This is a genomic window from Shewanella sp. KJ2020 (genome assembly GCF_024197625.1).
GTDB lineage: Bacteria > Pseudomonadota > Gammaproteobacteria > Enterobacterales > Shewanellaceae > Shewanella.
In genome coordinates this window covers 181,276-198,674 of the sequence record NZ_JAKUKD010000015.1, presented here as the reverse complement: position 1 = coordinate 198,674, position 17,399 = coordinate 181,276, and the positions used below count along the sequence as shown (strand labels likewise).

General features: G+C 48.4%; 18 protein-coding genes and 1 pseudogene. 13 read left to right on the top strand and 6 right to left on the bottom strand.

The annotated features are described in order from the left end of the window. Positions 1-31: 31 nt before the first annotated feature. The 3 genes from MJO46_RS09915 to arfB form a co-directional block, all read right to left on the bottom strand. Positions 32-136, bottom strand: coding sequence for a hypothetical protein (locus MJO46_RS09915; protein ID WP_253989161.1), 105 nt, complete (start codon positions 134-136; stop codon positions 32-34). A gap of 17 nt (positions 137-153) precedes the next feature. After that, complete coding sequence (gene aroQ, locus MJO46_RS09910; RefSeq protein ID WP_253989160.1) at positions 154-594, bottom strand: type II 3-dehydroquinate dehydratase; 441 nt, start codon at positions 592-594, stop codon at positions 154-156. Between the two features lie 184 nt (positions 595-778). Next, on the bottom strand, positions 779-1,210 hold the full coding sequence (gene arfB, locus MJO46_RS09905; RefSeq protein WP_253989159.1) for an alternative ribosome rescue aminoacyl-tRNA hydrolase ArfB: 432 nt from the start codon (positions 1,208-1,210) through the stop codon (positions 779-781). A 139-nt stretch (positions 1,211-1,349) separates the two neighbouring features. On the opposite strand from arfB, the gene MJO46_RS09900 reads away from it, so the two are divergent. The 7 genes from MJO46_RS09900 to MJO46_RS09870 all read left to right on the top strand — a co-directional run bounded on the left by MJO46_RS09900 (position 1,350) and on the right by MJO46_RS09870 (position 9,246). Beyond that, entirely contained in the window at positions 1,350-1,715 is a 366-nt protein-coding gene (locus MJO46_RS09900; protein WP_198782202.1) for an STAS/SEC14 domain-containing protein, read from the top strand. Between the two features lie 37 nt (positions 1,716-1,752). Continuing rightward, positions 1,753-1,959, top strand: a complete 207-nt coding sequence (locus tag MJO46_RS09895; protein WP_253989158.1) for a DUF3012 domain-containing protein — start codon at positions 1,753-1,755, stop codon at positions 1,957-1,959. Positions 1,960-2,130: 171 nt separating this feature from the next. Beyond that, positions 2,131-2,598, top strand: a complete 468-nt coding sequence (locus tag MJO46_RS09890; RefSeq protein WP_253989290.1) for a hypothetical protein — start codon at positions 2,131-2,133, stop codon at positions 2,596-2,598. Positions 2,599-2,838: 240 nt separating this feature from the next. Next, the gene (locus MJO46_RS09885; protein WP_253989157.1) at positions 2,839-4,260 is read left to right on the top strand and encodes a TolC family protein; all 1,422 of its coding nucleotides are present in this window, start codon (positions 2,839-2,841) and stop codon (positions 4,258-4,260) included. 10 nt (positions 4,261-4,270) lie between these two features. After that, positions 4,271-5,554 (top strand): efflux RND transporter periplasmic adaptor subunit, encoded by a 1,284-nt coding sequence (locus tag MJO46_RS09880; protein ID WP_253989156.1) that lies wholly within the window; start codon positions 4,271-4,273, stop codon positions 5,552-5,554. A gap of 27 nt (positions 5,555-5,581) precedes the next feature. Next, positions 5,582-8,794: an efflux RND transporter permease subunit gene (locus tag MJO46_RS09875; protein ID WP_253989155.1), complete on the top strand. Its 3,213-nt coding sequence runs from the start codon at positions 5,582-5,584 to the stop codon at positions 8,792-8,794. Positions 8,795-8,922: 128 nt separating this feature from the next. Beyond that, positions 8,923-9,246, top strand: coding sequence for an antibiotic biosynthesis monooxygenase (locus MJO46_RS09870; RefSeq protein ID WP_198782207.1), 324 nt, complete (start codon positions 8,923-8,925; stop codon positions 9,244-9,246). Between the two features lie 68 nt (positions 9,247-9,314). Here the strand turns inward: MJO46_RS09870 and mscL are convergent, their stop codons facing one another. Continuing rightward, positions 9,315-9,725, bottom strand: a complete 411-nt coding sequence (gene mscL / locus MJO46_RS09865; RefSeq protein WP_253989154.1) for a large-conductance mechanosensitive channel protein MscL — start codon at positions 9,723-9,725, stop codon at positions 9,315-9,317. A 202-nt stretch (positions 9,726-9,927) separates the two neighbouring features. Further along, entirely contained in the window at positions 9,928-10,869 is a 942-nt protein-coding gene (locus tag MJO46_RS09860) for a LysR family transcriptional regulator (RefSeq protein ID WP_253989153.1), read from the bottom strand. 97 nt (positions 10,870-10,966) lie between these two features. On the opposite strand from MJO46_RS09860, the gene MJO46_RS09855 reads away from it, so the two are divergent. The 4 genes from MJO46_RS09855 (at position 10,967) to MJO46_RS09840 (ending at position 14,644) form a co-directional block, all read left to right on the top strand. Beyond that, positions 10,967-12,025, top strand: a complete 1,059-nt coding sequence (locus MJO46_RS09855; RefSeq protein ID WP_253989152.1) for an HlyD family secretion protein — start codon at positions 10,967-10,969, stop codon at positions 12,023-12,025. A 1-nt stretch (position 12,026) separates the two neighbouring features. Then, a complete protein-coding gene (locus tag MJO46_RS09850) occupies positions 12,027-13,655 on the top strand; it encodes a DHA2 family efflux MFS transporter permease subunit (protein WP_253989151.1) in 1,629 nt (542 codons plus the stop codon). A 149-nt stretch (positions 13,656-13,804) separates the two neighbouring features. Further along, entirely contained in the window at positions 13,805-14,260 is a 456-nt protein-coding gene (locus tag MJO46_RS09845) for a GNAT family N-acetyltransferase (RefSeq protein WP_253989150.1), read from the top strand. A 57-nt stretch (positions 14,261-14,317) separates the two neighbouring features. Beyond that, positions 14,318-14,644, top strand: coding sequence for a putative quinol monooxygenase (locus tag MJO46_RS09840; RefSeq protein ID WP_253989149.1), 327 nt, complete (start codon positions 14,318-14,320; stop codon positions 14,642-14,644). Positions 14,645-14,823: 179 nt separating this feature from the next. Here the strand turns inward: MJO46_RS09840 and MJO46_RS09835 are convergent, their stop codons facing one another. After that, a complete protein-coding gene (locus MJO46_RS09835) occupies positions 14,824-16,461 on the bottom strand; it encodes a lactate permease LctP family transporter (protein ID WP_253989148.1) in 1,638 nt (545 codons plus the stop codon). A 438-nt stretch (positions 16,462-16,899) separates the two neighbouring features. Here MJO46_RS09835 and MJO46_RS19990 point away from each other — a divergent pair. Together MJO46_RS19990 and MJO46_RS09830 are read left to right on the top strand one after the other, a co-directional pair. Beyond that, a pseudogene (locus tag MJO46_RS19990) lies at positions 16,900-17,010 on the top strand (permease); the annotation flags it as partial. Between the two features lie 73 nt (positions 17,011-17,083). After that, positions 17,084-17,320, top strand: a complete 237-nt coding sequence (locus MJO46_RS09830; RefSeq protein ID WP_198782211.1) for a thioredoxin family protein — start codon at positions 17,084-17,086, stop codon at positions 17,318-17,320. The last annotated feature ends 79 nt before the right edge of the window (positions 17,321-17,399 follow it).

Genomic DNA, 17,399 nt, shown 5'->3' with positions numbered 1-17,399 from the left:
AATGCCTAAGCTTAATCCATAGATTTAATGCCTAAGTTGGGATTTGGGTCTCGCTGCTGGGCAGTGAGTCGATGATAAAGAGCGGTTGATCGAATGCGATTTCATCACCGTCTTTTACCCAAATGGCACAAATCACACCATCCCGCTCAGCTTCTATGGGGTTTGCTTAAGGCGTTTTATGGCCGCCGCCAGCGCAAATTCATAGCCCTGTGCCCCAAAGCCACAAATGACCCCAATGGCTTTATCGGATAAATAGGAATGATGACGGAAGGGTTCGCGGGCGTGCACATTGGATAAATGCACTTCAAAGAAGGGTATATCGACCCCAAGCAGGGCATCACGCAGGGCTACGCTGGTATGGGTAAAAGCCGCCGGATTGATAATGATCATTTGGGCATCGGTGGCGTGGATCGCGTTGATCAGTTCAAATTCGGCGTTCGATTGCAGGTGCGTCAGTGTTACCCCTGCCTCCTGTGCCTGCTCGTTGAGCACGGCCACTATATCGGCCAAGGTTTGATGGCCATAAACGCTAGGCTCACGTCGGCCTAATAGGTTGAGATTGGGGCCATTGAGGAGCAAAATTTTGTGACTCATTGCGCTTTCCTTTACGACATGCCTTGGGATTAAAGCTGGGCTGAATTGATTTAGCTTTGTACTAGGCCATTAACTTAACCTGTTCAAATGGATTTTGCATTAGCCGCAAGCCGATTATGTCGTTGAAATCCAGCACTATGGTCAACCTGTGTGAACCCAAAACAAGGGGCCTCACTGTGCTCGGCTAGTCATGGCTCTTCTGTTGGCGCATGGCTTTAGTCGCCCCCCGCTGTTTTTTTGAATCGAGCCGCCGCGTTTGGCTGCCCTTAGTGGCGCGGGTGGGAATACGTTTTTTCTGCACTTCACCGACACTGGCAACTAATTCAATAAACTGTTCCAACGCGCTCTGACGGTTGGCATCTTGGCTGCGACTCGCTTGACACTTAATGATGATTTTGCCGCTTTTAGTGATGCGGTGATCGGCCTTGTTGAGCAAGCGCTCTTGGTAAAACTCAGGGAGTGAGGAACTTCTGATATCGAAAATAAGCTGCGCCGCGGTAGAGACTTTATTGATATGCTGGCCGCCCGCACCACTGGAGCGGATAAATTGCCACTCGATCTCATTTTCCTGAAGCTCCACACGGTTTGAAATTTTTATCATGGCACACTTAGGCATTTTTCAGCATGGATTGAGAAGCTATCAATAATGACTTATGGCTTTTCAATAGATTTGTTATCATCGGGCGCATTCTTTGCCACGGCGTAGGTTAGGCCTTGCCTGCAAAAGTCTAGTGTTCTCGATTCGGAGTGCCTCTATGTTATGCCAAATCCCCGATATTGCTAAGGGTGTTATCAGTCTTTTCGCCAGTGGTCGATTATCCTCAACCGATTATCGGACTCGTCTACAGCCAGCGATTAAGAGTTACCGTAAAGATTGGGGCCAAGTTTGCCTGTATATTGAGGCGGACGTGTTACTCGAAGGCTGGGAGTTTGAATCGCTTACGGGCAGTGGTGAAGTCCAATTGCCTAATTTTGAAGCCTTGGTCTTTGTTGGCGGCCCAGATTGGGTGGGCAATGCGGTGCGTTTACTCGGGCCTTTTATGCAGGGTGAAGTGGCTTGGTTTCCCCTCGAACAAAAAGCCAAAGCGATTGCCTGGATCACTAAGCGTTCGACTATCTAATACCCAAGAAGGGTTTAATTTTTATAAGGAATTAATTATGCCATTGTTGAAATCTTTTACTGCTAAACCCGCCTTTGCCAAAGTCAGTGCCATTGCTTTGGTACTCGCTTTTACCGCAGGACTGAGTGCCTGCGCCCCGGAAGTGGGTAGCGATGCTTGGTGTAAGCAGATGAAAGAAAAGCCTTCTGGCGATTGGACGGCAAACGAAGCCGCCGATTACGCTAAGCACTGCGTGTTTAAGTAAGTCGCGTTTAAGTAAGTTGAGTGGTCATAGATCACAGCTTGGCGGCTTTTGCTTGCGGGCTGTGAACTTATGTTTAAACTGTGGGTCAGAAATTCCGTTATCCGTTATCCGTTATCCGTTATCCGTTATAGGTGATATTTGATTTCTACCGTTAAGCCTTTCTTTATCAGAATGGCGATGTTCCTGATAGCCATCATAGTGCTGCAATTTGCGGGCGCCAATTTGGGTGCGCATCAGTTACATGCGGGTAATAGCGTCGAAGAATCCGAGAATCACCCCCATCTGCAATTTAGTGCCCAAGTAACTACTTTGAGCCAATGCCTCGATTGTGTGTGCCCAAATGAGCAAACGTTGGGATTGAGCGTTGCAGGTTTTACCGAGTATTTAGCGCAGTTCTTGACTCCAGTTGAGGCGCTGCAAACCAACCAGACTAGCGGATTTCACTCGCATTTAGTGAAAACCACTGAAATCCAAGATTTTGACCTGTGCCTCGACTGCCAATGTCATGGTGGCCATGTGGCGCTACTGACGCAATTAGTCAGCCAGCCTATGCCTATGGTTGAAAGTCTTTATATGGCCCATGATTTAAGCTATTTCCCCCCTGAGAATTTCCCTAAATATCGCCCTCCCATCGCTTAATCCTGTGATCCTGCTTATCCACGGCCAGTCCATTACACAGCGCCGCACGGTAAGCCGTTTAGTTTACAGTTTTTAAGCTTATCCCCAAAAAGATGCGACTTATCACCTAGGACTAGCATGCAAAATGCTATGGGTTTGAGCCGTGATTATTTTTTAAGGGGATGATCCGATCGGCGCCAATTTGCCCCGCTTTCACTGGGGGCCGTGGCCGATCCCTATTCGATATAGTTAGGATTTGCGATGAAGAAAACGATTATCGCCCGCACCCTATTAGGTTTGTTGAGCGGCGGTGTACTGCTATCCGCTCTGCCACTTTCAGTCGCCGTAGCCGCTGACCCCCTCCTTGAAGCCAATATTATTGAGGCTGAAACAAAAGTTATCGAGGCTGACTCAGCGGATTTACGAGCCAAGGACGCCGATTTAGCCAGCGTTTCCTTTGGCAAATGGTTGCCTGAGTTAGTGGAACAATTTAACCGCTTGCCAGAAGTGCAGGCGCAGTTAGTCCGCCAGCAGCAGGCCGAGCTTGCTATTCAGGCGGCCGATCGCGCCGTCTATAACCCCGAACTTGGGCTGAATTATCAAAATGCCGACACTGACTCCTACAGTGTAGGGCTGAGTCAAACCTTAGATTGGGGCAATAAGCGGGGCGTTGCGACTCGTCGTGCCCAGCTTGAAGCGCAAATGTTATTGGCTGACATAGGCTTAGAGCGCGGTCAAATGTTTGCCGAGCGATTGTTAGCCCTCGCCGAGCAAGCACAGGCAAGCAAGGCACTGACCTTTGCCGATCAACAGCTGAGGTTCACCAAGGCACAGCTCAATATTGCCGAGCAGCGATTGGCGGCGGGGGATTTGTCCGATGTGGAGCTGCAACTCATGCAGCTCGAACTCGCCAGCAATTCGGCCGATTATGCCTTGGCCGAACAGGCCGCATTAGTGGCTGATGGAAAAGTGATTGAACTACTGGGCAATGATCAGTTTGCCTTTAGTGAGTTTATCGGGAGCATTGAAGGGGCATTCACACAGTTCAGCAAGGCCTCTGGGACTGAGCCAAGATTACCCGCGCTGACGTTTGCCTACCAACAAGTGTTGCTTGCGAGGGCGAATGCCATGCAGGTTAAGGCAGATACGGCGGCGGATCCGACCATCAGCATCGCCGCCGAGAAGGAGGGGACAGACAATAAACTGGGCATAGGTGTGTCAGTTCCACTACAGGTTCGCAATAATTACAGCGAGTTACAGGCAATCGCCGAAAAAGATACCGCTATCGCAGAACAACAGTACCTCGCCCGTGAGCGAGTGCTAACTGCCAAGCGGAAACAAGTCGAGCATGCGCTGCCGCGCTTACTCGCCCGTTATCAAGATTGGCGTGAATTAGTGCAAATCTCAGGTGCTAAGGCCGCTAAATCCCTAAGCCAGCAATGGCAGGCGGGTGATATCAGTACCAGCGACTACTTGCAGAGTCGGCGTCAGTTAGCCGCCAGCTATTTGGTCGGCTTAAACCTTGAAACCGCAATCTATCAGACTTGGTTAACTTGGATGGGGGAAAGCGGCCAGCTTATGCCCTTTGTCGAGCAGATAGTCTCATCCCCAAGCGCGTTCAAACAGGCTAATGCCGCGCCTTCGATAACACCAAATGCCGCCGCAGGCACTGCCAATGAATGAGGAAATCGCAATGAATTCAAATACCCACCAAGTTAATACCCTTCTGCCTGTGACAGTGGCAGTGCCAACAGAGCGTTCGTTTACACGCTCAAGACTCGCTCTTGCATTATCTATGTTGGTTTCGCTGACATTCACCCTCGCCCAGCCAGTATGGGCGAGTGGCGATCATGCCGCACAGAGCCTTGCTGCAAATGGTGCTCCAGCAGCGCAGGGGGATGAACATAGCGAACAGGCATTAAAGTTCACCGAGGCGCAGCAAGCTTTAGCGGGGATAAGTTTGCAGTCACTGACGAGCGATAGCTTGAATATCGCCAACTTAAATTTGGATATCAGGGCAACGGCCACCTTAGTAGTTGACCGAGACAGAACTGCAACTCTGGCACCGCAGCTCGATGTGCGGGTGCTTGCGCGCCATGTAGTGCCGGGGCAAGAGGTTAAAAAAGGTGAGCCTTTACTGACCTTGGGAGGTGCAGCGGTTGCGCAGGCGCAGGCGGACTACATCAATGCCGCCGCTGAATGGAGTCGAGTCAAACGCATGAGCGAAGGCGCAGTGAGTGTTAGCCGCCGTATGCAGGCGCAGGTGGATGCCGAACTTAAGCGGGCGATTTTAGAGGCGATTAAAATGACGAGCACGCAAATTCGCGCACTGGAATCGACGCCTGAAGCGATAGGCAGTTATCAACTTTTAGCGCCAATTGACGGCCGAGTGCAGCAGGATATCGCCATGCTCGGCCAAGTGTTTAGTGCGGGCACGCCGTTAATGCAACTGACCGACGAGTCCTATTTATGGGTCGAAGCACAGTTAACGCCAACCCAAACCGCGCATATCACTGTCGGTGGTCCGGCCTTAGTGCAAGTGGGAGACAAAACCTTAGCGGGTAAGATTATCGGCCGCTCCCATGAGCTCGATAGTGTGACCCGCACCGAGCAAGTGTTAGTGAGTCTGCCCAATCCCGAACACGTTCTGCATGCGGGACAATTCGTTGAATTGTACTTTGCCAATGCCAGCGCTAACTCTGCTGGTAAAACTGTCGATAGCGCTGGCGGTGGCATAGTGCTGCCCGATGCAGCGCTGACCCGTGGGGGTGACGGCGATTGGCAGATCTTTATTCAAGATGAGGATGGCTTCGAATCCATCGAAGTCGAAGTGGTGCAGCGTCAACGCGGCTTGAATTTAGTGCGTGGCCCAGAGCTTGAAAAGGCTAAAGAGGCTCAGCTTAAGGTCGTGGTTTCTGGCGCATTTTTCTTGGCATCCGAGCAGGCGAAAGCAGGCTTTGATATTCATGCCCACTAATACGAGCCCTCGTTTTGGAGATTTACTATGTTGCAAAAAATAATCGAAGTCGCGATTAAAAATCGGCTATTAGTGGTGCTTGCCCTGCTCGCCGTGATTGTCGGCTGCGCGGCTATGTTGCCTAAATTGAATCTCGATGCCTTTCCCGATGTCACCAACGTGCAAGTGACCATCAATACCGCGGCCGAAGGTTTAGCCGCCGAAGAGGTAGAAAAGCTCATCAGTTATCCTGTGGAGTCGGCTATGTACGCCCTCCCTGCGGTAACTGAGGTTCGCTCCCTATCACGTACGGGGTTGTCGATTGTGACTGTGGTATTTGCCGAGGGTACGGATATTTACTTCGCCCGCCAGCAAGTGTTTGAGCAGTTGCAGGCGGCGCGGGAAATGATCCCAAGTGGGGTTGGTGTGCCGGAAATCGGCCCTAATACCTCGGGATTAGGGCAGATTTATCAGTATATTCTGCGCGCCGAGCCGGATTCAGGCATTGGGGCCGCTGAGCTTAGAAGTCTCAATGATTATCTAGTGAAGCTTATTCTGATGCCCGTGGGTGGGGTGACAGACGTGTTGTCCTTTGGTGGCGATGTGCGCCAGTACCAAGTGCAGGTCGACCCCAATAAACTGCGTGCTTATGGTTTGTCTATGGCGCAGGTGACCGAAGCGCTAGAGAGCAATAATCGCAACGCTGGCGGTTGGTTTATGGACCAAGGCCAGGAGCAACTTGTGGTGCGGGGTTATGGCATGTTACCCGCAGGTGAGGCAGGGCTCGCAGCGATAGCCCAAATTCCTCTGGCCGAAGTCCGTGGCACACCGGTGCGAGTGGGCGATATTGCTATCGTCGATTTTGGCAGCGAAATTCGTGTTGGCGCTGTGACTATGACCCGCCGTGATGAAGCGGGCAAAGTGCAAAACCTCGGCGAAGTGGTCGCTGGCGTAGTGCTTAAACGCATGGGCGCTAATACTAAGGCGACGATCGATGATATCGGCGCGCGGGTGAGTCTTATCGAGCAGGCCTTGCCCGAGGGCGTGTCCTTCGAAGTGTTTTACGACCAAGCAGATTTGGTTGAAAAAGCCGTGACTACAGTACGGGACGCACTGCTGATGGCTTTTGTGTTTATCGTGGCTATTCTGGCATTGTTCCTCGTCAATATCCGCGCGACCCTGCTGGTACTGCTGTCGATTCCTGTGTCCATTGGACTCGCGTTAATGGTGATGTCTTACTATGGATTATCGGCAAACCTGATGTCGCTTGGCGGTTTAGCCGTGGCGATCGGTATGTTAGTCGATGGCTCTGTGGTGATGGTGGAGAATATTTTCAAACACTTAACCCAACCCGATCGCCGCCATTTACCCGAGGCGCGGGATAGGGCCGATGGTGAGATTGACCCTTACCACAGTGAGGAGGACGGTGGTAAAAACGGCGTTGAATCGAATATGGCTATCCGTATCATGCTGGCGGCTAAGGAGGTTTGTAGTCCGATCTTCTTCGCGACCGCCATCATCATTGTGGTGTTTGCGCCGCTATTTGCGTTGGAAGGGGTTGAGGGCAAACTGTTCCAACCTATGGCGGTCAGTATTATATTGGCGATGATTTCCGCTTTACTGGTGGCCTTGATTGCTGTGCCTGCACTGGCGGTGTATTTGTTTAAGCGCGGCGTAGTATTAAGGGAGAGTGTGGTATTAGCGCCCATAGACATAGGCTATCGCAAGTTACTCACTGCTACCCTAGCACGGCCGAAAGTGGTGATGATCAGCGCCATCTTGATGTTTGGGGTTAGCATATTGTTATTGCCGCGTTTGGGAACGGAATTTGTGCCCGAACTAGAGGAAGGCACGATTAACCTTAGGGTGACGTTGGCGCCGACCGCGAGTCTTAGCACCTCCTTGGATGTTGCCCCAAAGCTTGAGGCCATTTTACTGGCGTTTCCCGAGGTGGAATACGCCCTGAGCCGTATCGGTGCGCCAGAGCTTGGCGGTGATCCTGAGCCTGTGAGTAATATCGAGATTTATATTGGTCTTAAGCCGATTGATGAGTGGCAATCGGCAAGTTCACGCTTGGCGTTGCAGCGCCTGATGGAGGAAAAACTCAGTGTATTTCCCGGACTGCTGCTGACCTTCTCGCAGCCGATTGCGACTCGAGTCGATGAGCTGCTCTCTGGGGTAAAGGCGCAGTTGGCGATTAAGCTATTTGGCCCCGATTTAGCGGTATTGTCGGAAAAAGGCCAAGCACTTACCGATCTGGTGGCGAAAATCCCCGGCGCAGTGGATGTGTCATTAGAGCAAGTGAGCGGAGAAGCGCAATTGGTTGTGCGGCCAAAGCGTGAGTTGCTGGCCCGTTATGGCATTAGTGTCGATGAGGTGATGAGCCTCGTTAGTCAAGGCATTGGTGGCGGCAGTGCTGGGCAAGTTATCGATGGCAATGCCAGATATGACATCAATGTGCGCCTCGCCACCGAGTTTCGCCAAAGCCCTGATGCGATTAAAGACTTATTACTCAGTGGTACAAATGGCGCCACAGTGCGCTTAGGAGAAGTCGCTAGCGTCGAAGTGGAAATGGCGCCGCCGAATATTCGCCGTGACGATGTGCAGCGCCGTGTGGTCGTGCAGGCCAACGTGGCGGGCCGGGATATGGGGTCTGTGGTAAAAGATATTTATGCCATAGTGCCACAGGCCGATTTACCCGCGGGATACACAGTGATAGTGGGCGGCCAGTATGAGAATCAGCAGCGGGCACAGCAAAAGCTGATGTTGGTGGTGCCGATTTCTATCGCCTTGATTGCCTTGTTGTTGTACTTCTCCTTTGGCTCAGTCAAACAAGTCTTGCTTATCATGGCAAACGTGCCTTTAGCCTTGATTGGCGGCATAGTGGCGCTGTTTGTCAGCGGCACTTATTTATCCGTACCTAGCTCTATTGGCTTTATCACGCTATTTGGTGTGGCTGTGCTCAACGGTGTAGTGCTGGTGGATTCCATCAATCAACGCAGGCAGAGTGGTGAGACACTCTATCAGTGTGTTTATGAGGGTACGGTTGGGCGTTTACGCCCGGTATTGATGACGGCACTGACCTCGGCCCTAGGTTTGATCCCGATTTTATTGTCATCGGGGGGGGGCAGTGAGATCCAAAAGCCACTGGCCGTGGTGATTATCGGTGGCTTGTTTAGCTCGACGGCGTTGACTTTGCTGGTGTTGCCGACCTTGTATCGCTGGCTGTATCGAAACGATAACCAACCGACGCTCGAATAAGCTTAATCACGGGCCTTGCGATTTCTGTGGCAAGGCTCATGTTAAAGTCTAAAAATCAGTGAGCTATAGTGCTTGATATAGGCTAGGCTTAACACTTGGATTAAGGATTAATATCTCTGGAGAGCATTATGATCGCTGTCATTTTTGAAGTCATTCCAACCAAGGAAGGCAAGGAAGAATATCTGCACGTGGCGGCTGAAATGCGCCAATACTTAGAAGGCCGCAAGGGACTGATCTCCATCGAACGTTTTCAGAGTTTAACCGACGATGGCAAAGTGCTGAGCCTGTCATTTTGGGAAGATATGGCGTCCATTACCCAATGGCGCAACCAGATGGCCCATAGCATTGCCGAGCAAACGGGGATAGTGCCTTGCTTATTTAATGCTTACCGCATTCGGGTGGCAGAAGTCGTGCAGGATTACAGTGAAACTTTGCATGAAGTTGCCGAATAGCTGAGTTATCGCTTTGATAAAAACAAAACCCATCGAATTCGATGGGTTTTTTATGCAATAAAGCGAGGTTACTTTTCTTGCTGGCTTTTTAGCAGATCGCGGATTTCCGACAGTAACTCTTGATCTTTTGTCGGTGCAGCGGGTGCCTTAGGTGCTTCTTCTTCCTTGCGTTTTAGGGTGTTAATCGCTTTTAAACCCATAAAAATGGCGAAGGCGATAATGGTAAAGTCGATAACGGTTTGAATAAACTTACCATAGGCAATCACAACCGCGGGCGCATCGCCCTGGGCGGCAAGCAGCACAAAGCTCAAATCGCTAAAATTCACACCACCTAAAATAATACCTATGGGCGGCATAATGATATCGGCCACAAAGGACGACACAATTTTACCAAATGCGGCACCAATGATAATACCCACCGCCATATCGATCACATTACCACGGGATGCAAAAGCCTTGAACTCTTTTAGTAAGCTCATTAGGTTTCCTCCAAAATTAAGATTAAATGTTAAATTTTATTATGTTAACTGTATCAGGAAAACCTAAGGTCTTTTGCTGCCTGTTACCTTGTCAAGCTTATAGGGGCTTATAGATTAAGGCAATTATGACATTAAGGATTTATCCTTTGCCTGCGATTACAGGCTGACATAATTACAGTTGTTACGGCAAAGTGACGGTTTTTTAGGCGTCTTGGTCATCTTTGCCGATAAATTCGGGCACCTCTAATACTTGAGTTCCCCAACGTTTAAACAGCGCAGCATAGATAAATTCGATAAAGACGCGGTATTTTCGCGGCAGATAGGCTCGCTGTGGATAGCTGAGTACCACCTTAGTTTGACTCATAGGGTAATCGTCAAGTAATTGGATTAAGTGACCTTTTTCTAATGCGGCTTGGGCTATGATGGATGGTACTGCGGTAATGCCTAGCCCTGCGATTGCTGCTTCACGGGCTAGGGTGACATTGTTTACCGTTAATTGAGCCACAGGTTCTATCACTACCCAAGATTGACCATCAAATAGTTTCCACGCTCCTTCGATATGTGCCGATTGTAAACGGATGGCTTTATGTTTGGCTAAATCCTGCGGTACCTTAGGTGTGCCGAGTTCGGCCAAATAAGCTGGGCTTGCCATAAGGGATTTATGGGCATTAACGAGGGCGTAGCTTTGTAGGCGCGTGTCGCCCGAATCGGCGATTTGAAATAAGATATCGATTCCTTCCTCTATCACATCCACCTTACGGTTGGTCAGTTCTGCGTCTAGGGTTATCTCGGGATAAAGTGTTAAAAATTCAGCCAAAATTGGCCCTAAAAACAATTGGCCTAATTCAATGGGGCAGACGATTTTAAGATTGCCTTTGATCAGTTGCTGCTGGGCGCTGAGTTGATTTTCGGCGTTCTGCAGATCGCTTAAGATCTTATTGATCCTGTTGTAATAGCTCGATCCCGCTTCGGTGAGTTTAAGGGCCCGAGTAGTGCGAAATAGCAGTTGAGCCCCCGTATCTGCCTCTAATTCGGCAATCTTTCGACTGACGGTCGCCTTAGTGATCCCTAGGGCCTTGGCTGCACCGGTAAAACTCCCCTGTTCTACGACTTGAGCGAAAATTTGTACGCGATTGAGGTCCATTATTGTTACACCTGTGAAACAGTGGGTTGGTTTTTAACTGACTAATAAATTTGGTGAGACAGTAGTACACTAGATGTCACTAATCAAGGAGTCATTCATGTCCAAAAGTAAACTCATTATCGCCGCGCCATTATTACTCGCCGCCGCTGCGGCTGGCGGTTATTACTGGTGGACTCAAGTACGTTTTATCGAAACTACGGATAACGCTTATGTTGAGGCTGATATTTCCAATATCAGTGTAAAAGTCCCTGGCTACGTCGTGTTAAGCGATGTGACCGATAACCAACATGTGAAAAAAGGGGAATTGTTAGCCCAGCTTGAGGATAACCAATTTAGTGCTAAAGTCAGCCAAGCCGAGGCTTCACTCGCCAGTGCTAAAGCCGATCTACAAACCTTAGCCGCTAAGGTGGAGTTGCAACGGGCTTTAATTACCCAAGCCAGTGCCGGTGTCGTGGCTGCTGAATCCGATAAAATACGTGCTGAGCAACAATTGAGCCGCTCAAAAAAGCTTAAAGTCAGTAACTACAGCTCCCAAGATGATGTCGACCAACTGCAAGCAGGATTCGATTCTGCCGCCGCCCGTCTCGATGAAGCTCAAGCCGTGTTAGTGGCAAAGCAACGTGAGTTAGCGGTTTTCAATGCGCAACTTATTCAGGCAAGCTCAGTGGTCGAGCAGGCCGATGCGACTTTAGAACTGGCAAAAATTCAATTAAATGATACCCGTGTGACCGCACCTTTTTCTGGGGTGATAGGTAAACGCGGTGCTATGGTGGGGCAGTATGTGCAACCCGGCCAAGCACTCTACAGTTTGGTTCCGGATGGGGCTGTGTGGATCACGGCGAACTTTAAAGAAACCCAGATCCAACATATGCAACCAGGGCAGTCGGTGCAGGTCAGTCTCGATGCGTTTCCCGACAAAACCTTTAGTGGTGTAATCGATAGTCTGTCACCGGCGTCTGGAGCCAAATTTAGTCTACTGCCTGCGGAAAACGCCACGGGTAACTTCACTAAAATCGTACAACGCATTCCCGTACGTATTCGCTTAGATTTATCCCAAGAAGAAGTGCGGGTCATGCCGGGCTTAAGTGCTATCGTGAAAGTGGATACGGCATCAGGTTTATCAACATCGACAATCGCTGCAAATACAGGTCGTTAGTATGAGCGTAACTGGCTCTGCAACTGCGTCTACGGATATGGAGGCGCAGGGTATTCGTACCGCTAACACACCTTCCGATTATGCGCGTGGCAGTCGCCGCTCGTGGATTGCCGTATTTGGTGGTTTGATCGGTGCCTTTATGGCGATCCTCGATATTCAAATCACCAATGCATCGATGAAGGAAATTCAAGGCAGTCTTGGGGCTACGCTGGAGGAAGGCAGTTGGATTTCAACTGCGTATCTGGTTGCTGAGATGATCGCGATCCCGCTGTCTGGTTGGCTCAGTACCGGATTGTCGGTCAGGCGTTATCTGTTATGGACCACCGCCGCCTTTATTTTTGCCTCGATTCTTTGCTCTATTGCGTGGAACTTAGAGGCCATGATCGCTTTTCGGGCGCTACAGGGCTTCTTCGGTGGTGCGCTTATTCCGTTAGCCTTTCGGCTGATTCTTGAGTTTTTACCCGATAACAAACGGGCCGTTGGCATGGCGTTATTTGGTGTGACTGCGACCTTCGCACCTTCCATCGGCCCCAGCCTAGGCGGTTGGTTGACCGAGCAATTTAGCTGGCATTATCTGTTCTACATTAACGTGCCACCAGGCTTGTTGGTGATGGCCATGTTGGCCTATGGCCTTGAGAAGCGCCCCGTTGTTTGGGATAAACTGAAAAATATAGATCTGGCGGGCATTATCACTATGGCGCTGGGAATGGGTTGCCTTGAGGTGGTACTCGAAGAAGGTAATCGCAAGGACTGGTTTGGATCGGATTTGATCCGCGATCTCACCTTGATTGCGGTGGTGAACTTAGTGCTGTTTGTCTGGATCCAGTTAAGGCGTAAGGATCCCTTAGTGAACCTACGTCTGCTCGGTAAGCGGGATTTTGTGCTCTCCACCGTAGCGTACTTTTTACTGGGGATGGCACTCTTTGGCGCTATCTATTTGATCCCACTTTATCTTTCACAGGTCCATGATTACACCCCCTTAGAGATCGGTGAGGTGATTATGTGGATGGGGTTTCCCCAATTACTCGTTTTACCCTTAGTGCCTAAGTTAATGGAGCGCTTTGATGGTCGCTACCTCGCCGCCTTTGGCTTTTTAATGTTTGCCATCAGTTACTATATGAATAGTCAGATGACCGCAGATTATGCGGGGCAGCAGATGATTGCCTCGCAGGTAGTACGCGCCTTAGGCCAGCCTTTTATTTTAGTGCCAATTGGCATGTTAGCGACCGCGCATTTATTGCCCCATGAAAACGCCTCGGCATCGACGGTATTGAACGTGATGCGCAACTTAGGCGGCGCCTTTGGTATTGCGCTGGTGGCGACCCTGACTGACACTTTGTCGCGGGGACACTTAGCTCATATTAAGGAATCCCTGCCCGCGGTGAGCACTCAAGCGCAGGATTATTTAGCCCAAAGTGCAAGCCTGTTGCAGGCGGGAGGTTCAGATCCCTATACCGCCGCCGCGCAGGCAAAAGCCTTGCTGGGCAAAACCATGGGCCAGCAAGCCTATATTCAAGCCTATAACGATGTGTTTTTTATTATGGGGGCTCTGTTACTGATCGCCGTCGCCGCTGTGCTGCTCATCCGTAAACCGACTGGGTCTGTAGCCCACGATGCTATGGTTGAATAATGACGTTTTTCGTTATCCTGTTGTCGCTCTAAATTTCTCTTGAGCGATAGCTTTGCGCCTTAGTCTTCGCAGATTAAGGCGCTTTTTTATGGTCTTTATGCTGTGCTAGACTCAAGGCTCTTTTCGATGATTTGCAGAGGGATAGTCGTTTGCAGTGGCAAAATCTGACGTTTAATCAATTAACTGCCAATACCCTATATGACATATTGAAGCTAAGAGTCGATGTGTTTGTGGTAGAACAGGCCTGTGCCTATCCTGAGCTTGACGATAAGGATAGACACCCAGAAACTCAACATTTATTCGCCCTCTCCACCGGGGGAGAACTCCTCGCCTATGCGCGAGTTTTACCGCCGGGGCTGAGTTATCCCGAGGCGAGTATCGGCCGAGTCGTCGTGGCACCTGCGGGGCGAGGCCTGGGTATTGCAACACCGTTAATGCAGCGGGCTATTGAGTCGGCCCTAGGGACATGGCCCGATGCGGGGATCCAAATCGGTGCCCAAGATTACCTTAAAGCCTTCTATCAAAAGCTTGGCTTTAAAGCTTGCTCCGAGATGTATCTAGAAGATGGTATTCCCCATTTAGATATGCGCTATCAATCAGCATAAGCGATCAACAAAAGCTTGGCACATAAGCATTCAACATTAAGCTAATAAGGAACCGAGATGTCGACTTCAACGGACTATAGAATCAATCAACAACAAATTGCCTGCGTGGCGAGTTTTCTGGCTAAAGAGGGCAAAACCGAAGCGCTGATCGAGGCGCTCGCGAGCCTTATTCCTGATACGCGCCGCGAAGCGGGTTGTATTCGTTACGAACTCAATGTGAGCCGTGATGAACCACGCCGCGTGACGTTTGTAGAGAAGTTTGTCGATATTGCCGCCTTTGATGAGCACTGCGCTAAAGATGCGATTCAACACTATTTCCACCAAGTTATGCCCGAATTAGTTGAGTCATACCATGTGGAAACCTATCATCAAGTGATTATTTAACCATGAGATAAACGATTAGGAGCTTGTTGTGTTGATTAACGCTATCGAGCCAGTATTTAGATCTCTATCCACTTAATTGGACCCATTCGAACTTCATCGCAGAGTGCGTTTTATATCCATTCCAATCTAAAAAGCCGAGTGGTTTATCACTCGGCTTTTAATATATCTTAGATATCGCTTTATTTAGTGAAGAATACTAATGTCCAAGGAACTACATATGCTTGGAGTACAGTGATCACGCCAATAAAAGTACAGAAAAATAGACTGTGCTTTAGTGTAAAGCGGAAAAGGTCTGACTCTTTACCCGCTAATCCCGTTGCAGCGCAAGCAACGGCAATCGATTGCGGCGAAATCATTTTGCCCGTTACACCTCCCGTAGTGTTTGCGGCGACCAATAACTCCGGTGTTACACCGATTTGGTTTGCTGTATTGGCTTGCAGCGCGCCAAATAGGGCATTTGATGAGGTGTCTGAACCTGTTAAAAACACACCTAACCAACCTAAGAATGGCGAGAAGAAGGGGAATGCTACGCCTGTGCCAGCGAGCACGAGTGCTAAGGTTGAAGATAGACCTGAATAGTTTGCGACAAAGGCAAATGCTAATACTAATCCAATCGACAATATCGGGAATTTTAATTCAATTAACGTTTCTTTAAAGGATGCCAGTGCATTACTTACGGACATCTTAAGTACCACAATTGATATCATTGCTGCGATTAAAATTGCCGTTCCAACAGCGCCTAATAAATTAAGTTTATATATTGCTGCATAAGGGGTTTCCTTAGCGACAATAGGCGCAGTTTTGATAACGAGATTATGCAAGTAAGGTACTTCAATACTGATAGTGGCAAAACTTAAGGCCAGTTGTACATCCTTAATACTCCACAGGGTTACAATCGCCGTGAGAATAATAAAGGGAGACCATGCTTTAAATATTTGGCTATTAGAAAAAGTAGATTTAGGTGTAATGACTCTTTGTTTCATACCTGAAAAGGTGAAAATTTCTTTTGGCTGCCAGATTTTTAAGAATAACGTTAAACAAATTAGACTGACTAAAGCTGAAGTAATATCGGGTAATTCGGGACCGATAAAGTTTGAGGTCAAAAATTGAGTGATCGCAAATGAAACGCCTGCTACTAATGTTGCGGGCCAAGTTTGACGTATTCCCCTGAGACCATCCATCATTGCGATGAGCCAGAAGGGGACAATAATCGATAATATTGGCAACTGACGGCCAGCGAGTTGTCCAATATGAAATGGGTCTAGTGATGAAACCTGACCCGCTACGATAATTGGGATACCCATAGCGCCAAAGGCGACGGGTGCCGTATTAGCAATTAAGCAGAGTCCTGCTGCATACAATGGATTGAATCCAAGCCCGACAAGTAATGCAGCTGTAATAGCAACAGGTGCACCAAAACCAGCAGCTCCTTCGAGGAAGGCTCCAAATGAAAAGCCAACCAATAGCATTTGTAATCGTTGATCCTCCGTGACTGAGATTACTGAAGAGCGAATAACCTCAAATTGGCCTGTTTTAACGGTAATTTTGTATAAAAATACCGCGGTAATAATGATCCAAGCAATTGGCCACAGCCCATAACTAAAACCGTATACAGCAGAAGCTAACGCTATACTAATAGGCATTTTGTAGGCGATGATCGCAACAGCTAGGGCAATTAATAGGGTTAATGCACCAGCGATATAGCCTTTAAGTTTTAACACAGTCAAAGCTAAGAAGAAGAACACAATAGGCAGTAGAGCAACAATTGCTGTTAGCCACAAGCTACCGAGTGGCGTGTATGTTTGGGTCCAGGTCATAGGGAGGTTTCCGTATTGTTATAATATGTTAATGAACAACGTCGCCATTGCAACATAGCAGATACTAATGTTTAGTGATGGAGGAGCAATCTTAAATGTTGTAATAAGTGATATTGGTCACGTGGTACGTTAGTAAAGGATGCTGAAAAGAATACTTAAATAATAGGCAAGTAATATATTGCCTGATTTGGCATGACTTGATTAGAGCCTAAATTAGATTTTGTTAATTCATTATTTGCTACCAAAGTAATTTTTATGAGTTGTTAAATTAACTGAAATATTGTGTTTTATGAAAAAATTAGCTGTGTTGGTACAGTTTTTTTGATCATTTTTATAAGAGTGTTTTTATAAATTCCTGTTTATCTTTAGATATAAATATGTCATTAGCCACAAATTTTGACTCGTTTAAGGTGTTTTGGTTAGTGATTTATTTCAAGATTATTTTTGGCTTTACTCAGCTGGAAATTTATCTTGCTATATGTGGCTGTGGGTATGACAGTAGTCATACTCGGTGGACTATTGTTAGATACCATTAAGGCCGAATGTTGGTTTTGATATTGACGGTTTTACGCTAGTAGATTGGATTTTTAATTTTGCAGCATAGTATTTTTAAGGAAACAACATGAAACAAGTCAAAGTATTAGGTAGTGGTTGTGATAAATGCAGTAAAACCGCCGAGATGATAGCGGACATATCTGAAGAAATGGGCGTAGATGCGATTGTGAAAAAGGACACAGATCCTCAATCCCTATTGAAATTTAAAGTGATGAAAACCCCAGCCGTAGTGATCGATGGTGAGTTAGTGCATAGTGGCTCAGTGCCTAGCCGCGGTGATATTGAAGAGTGGCTGCGGAATTAATGGTGAAACTGAGTGAGTAAGAACCCATTCAAGCTTGTTAGTGATGCTATTGGATTTTATCTAAAAGTGTGGATGGCTT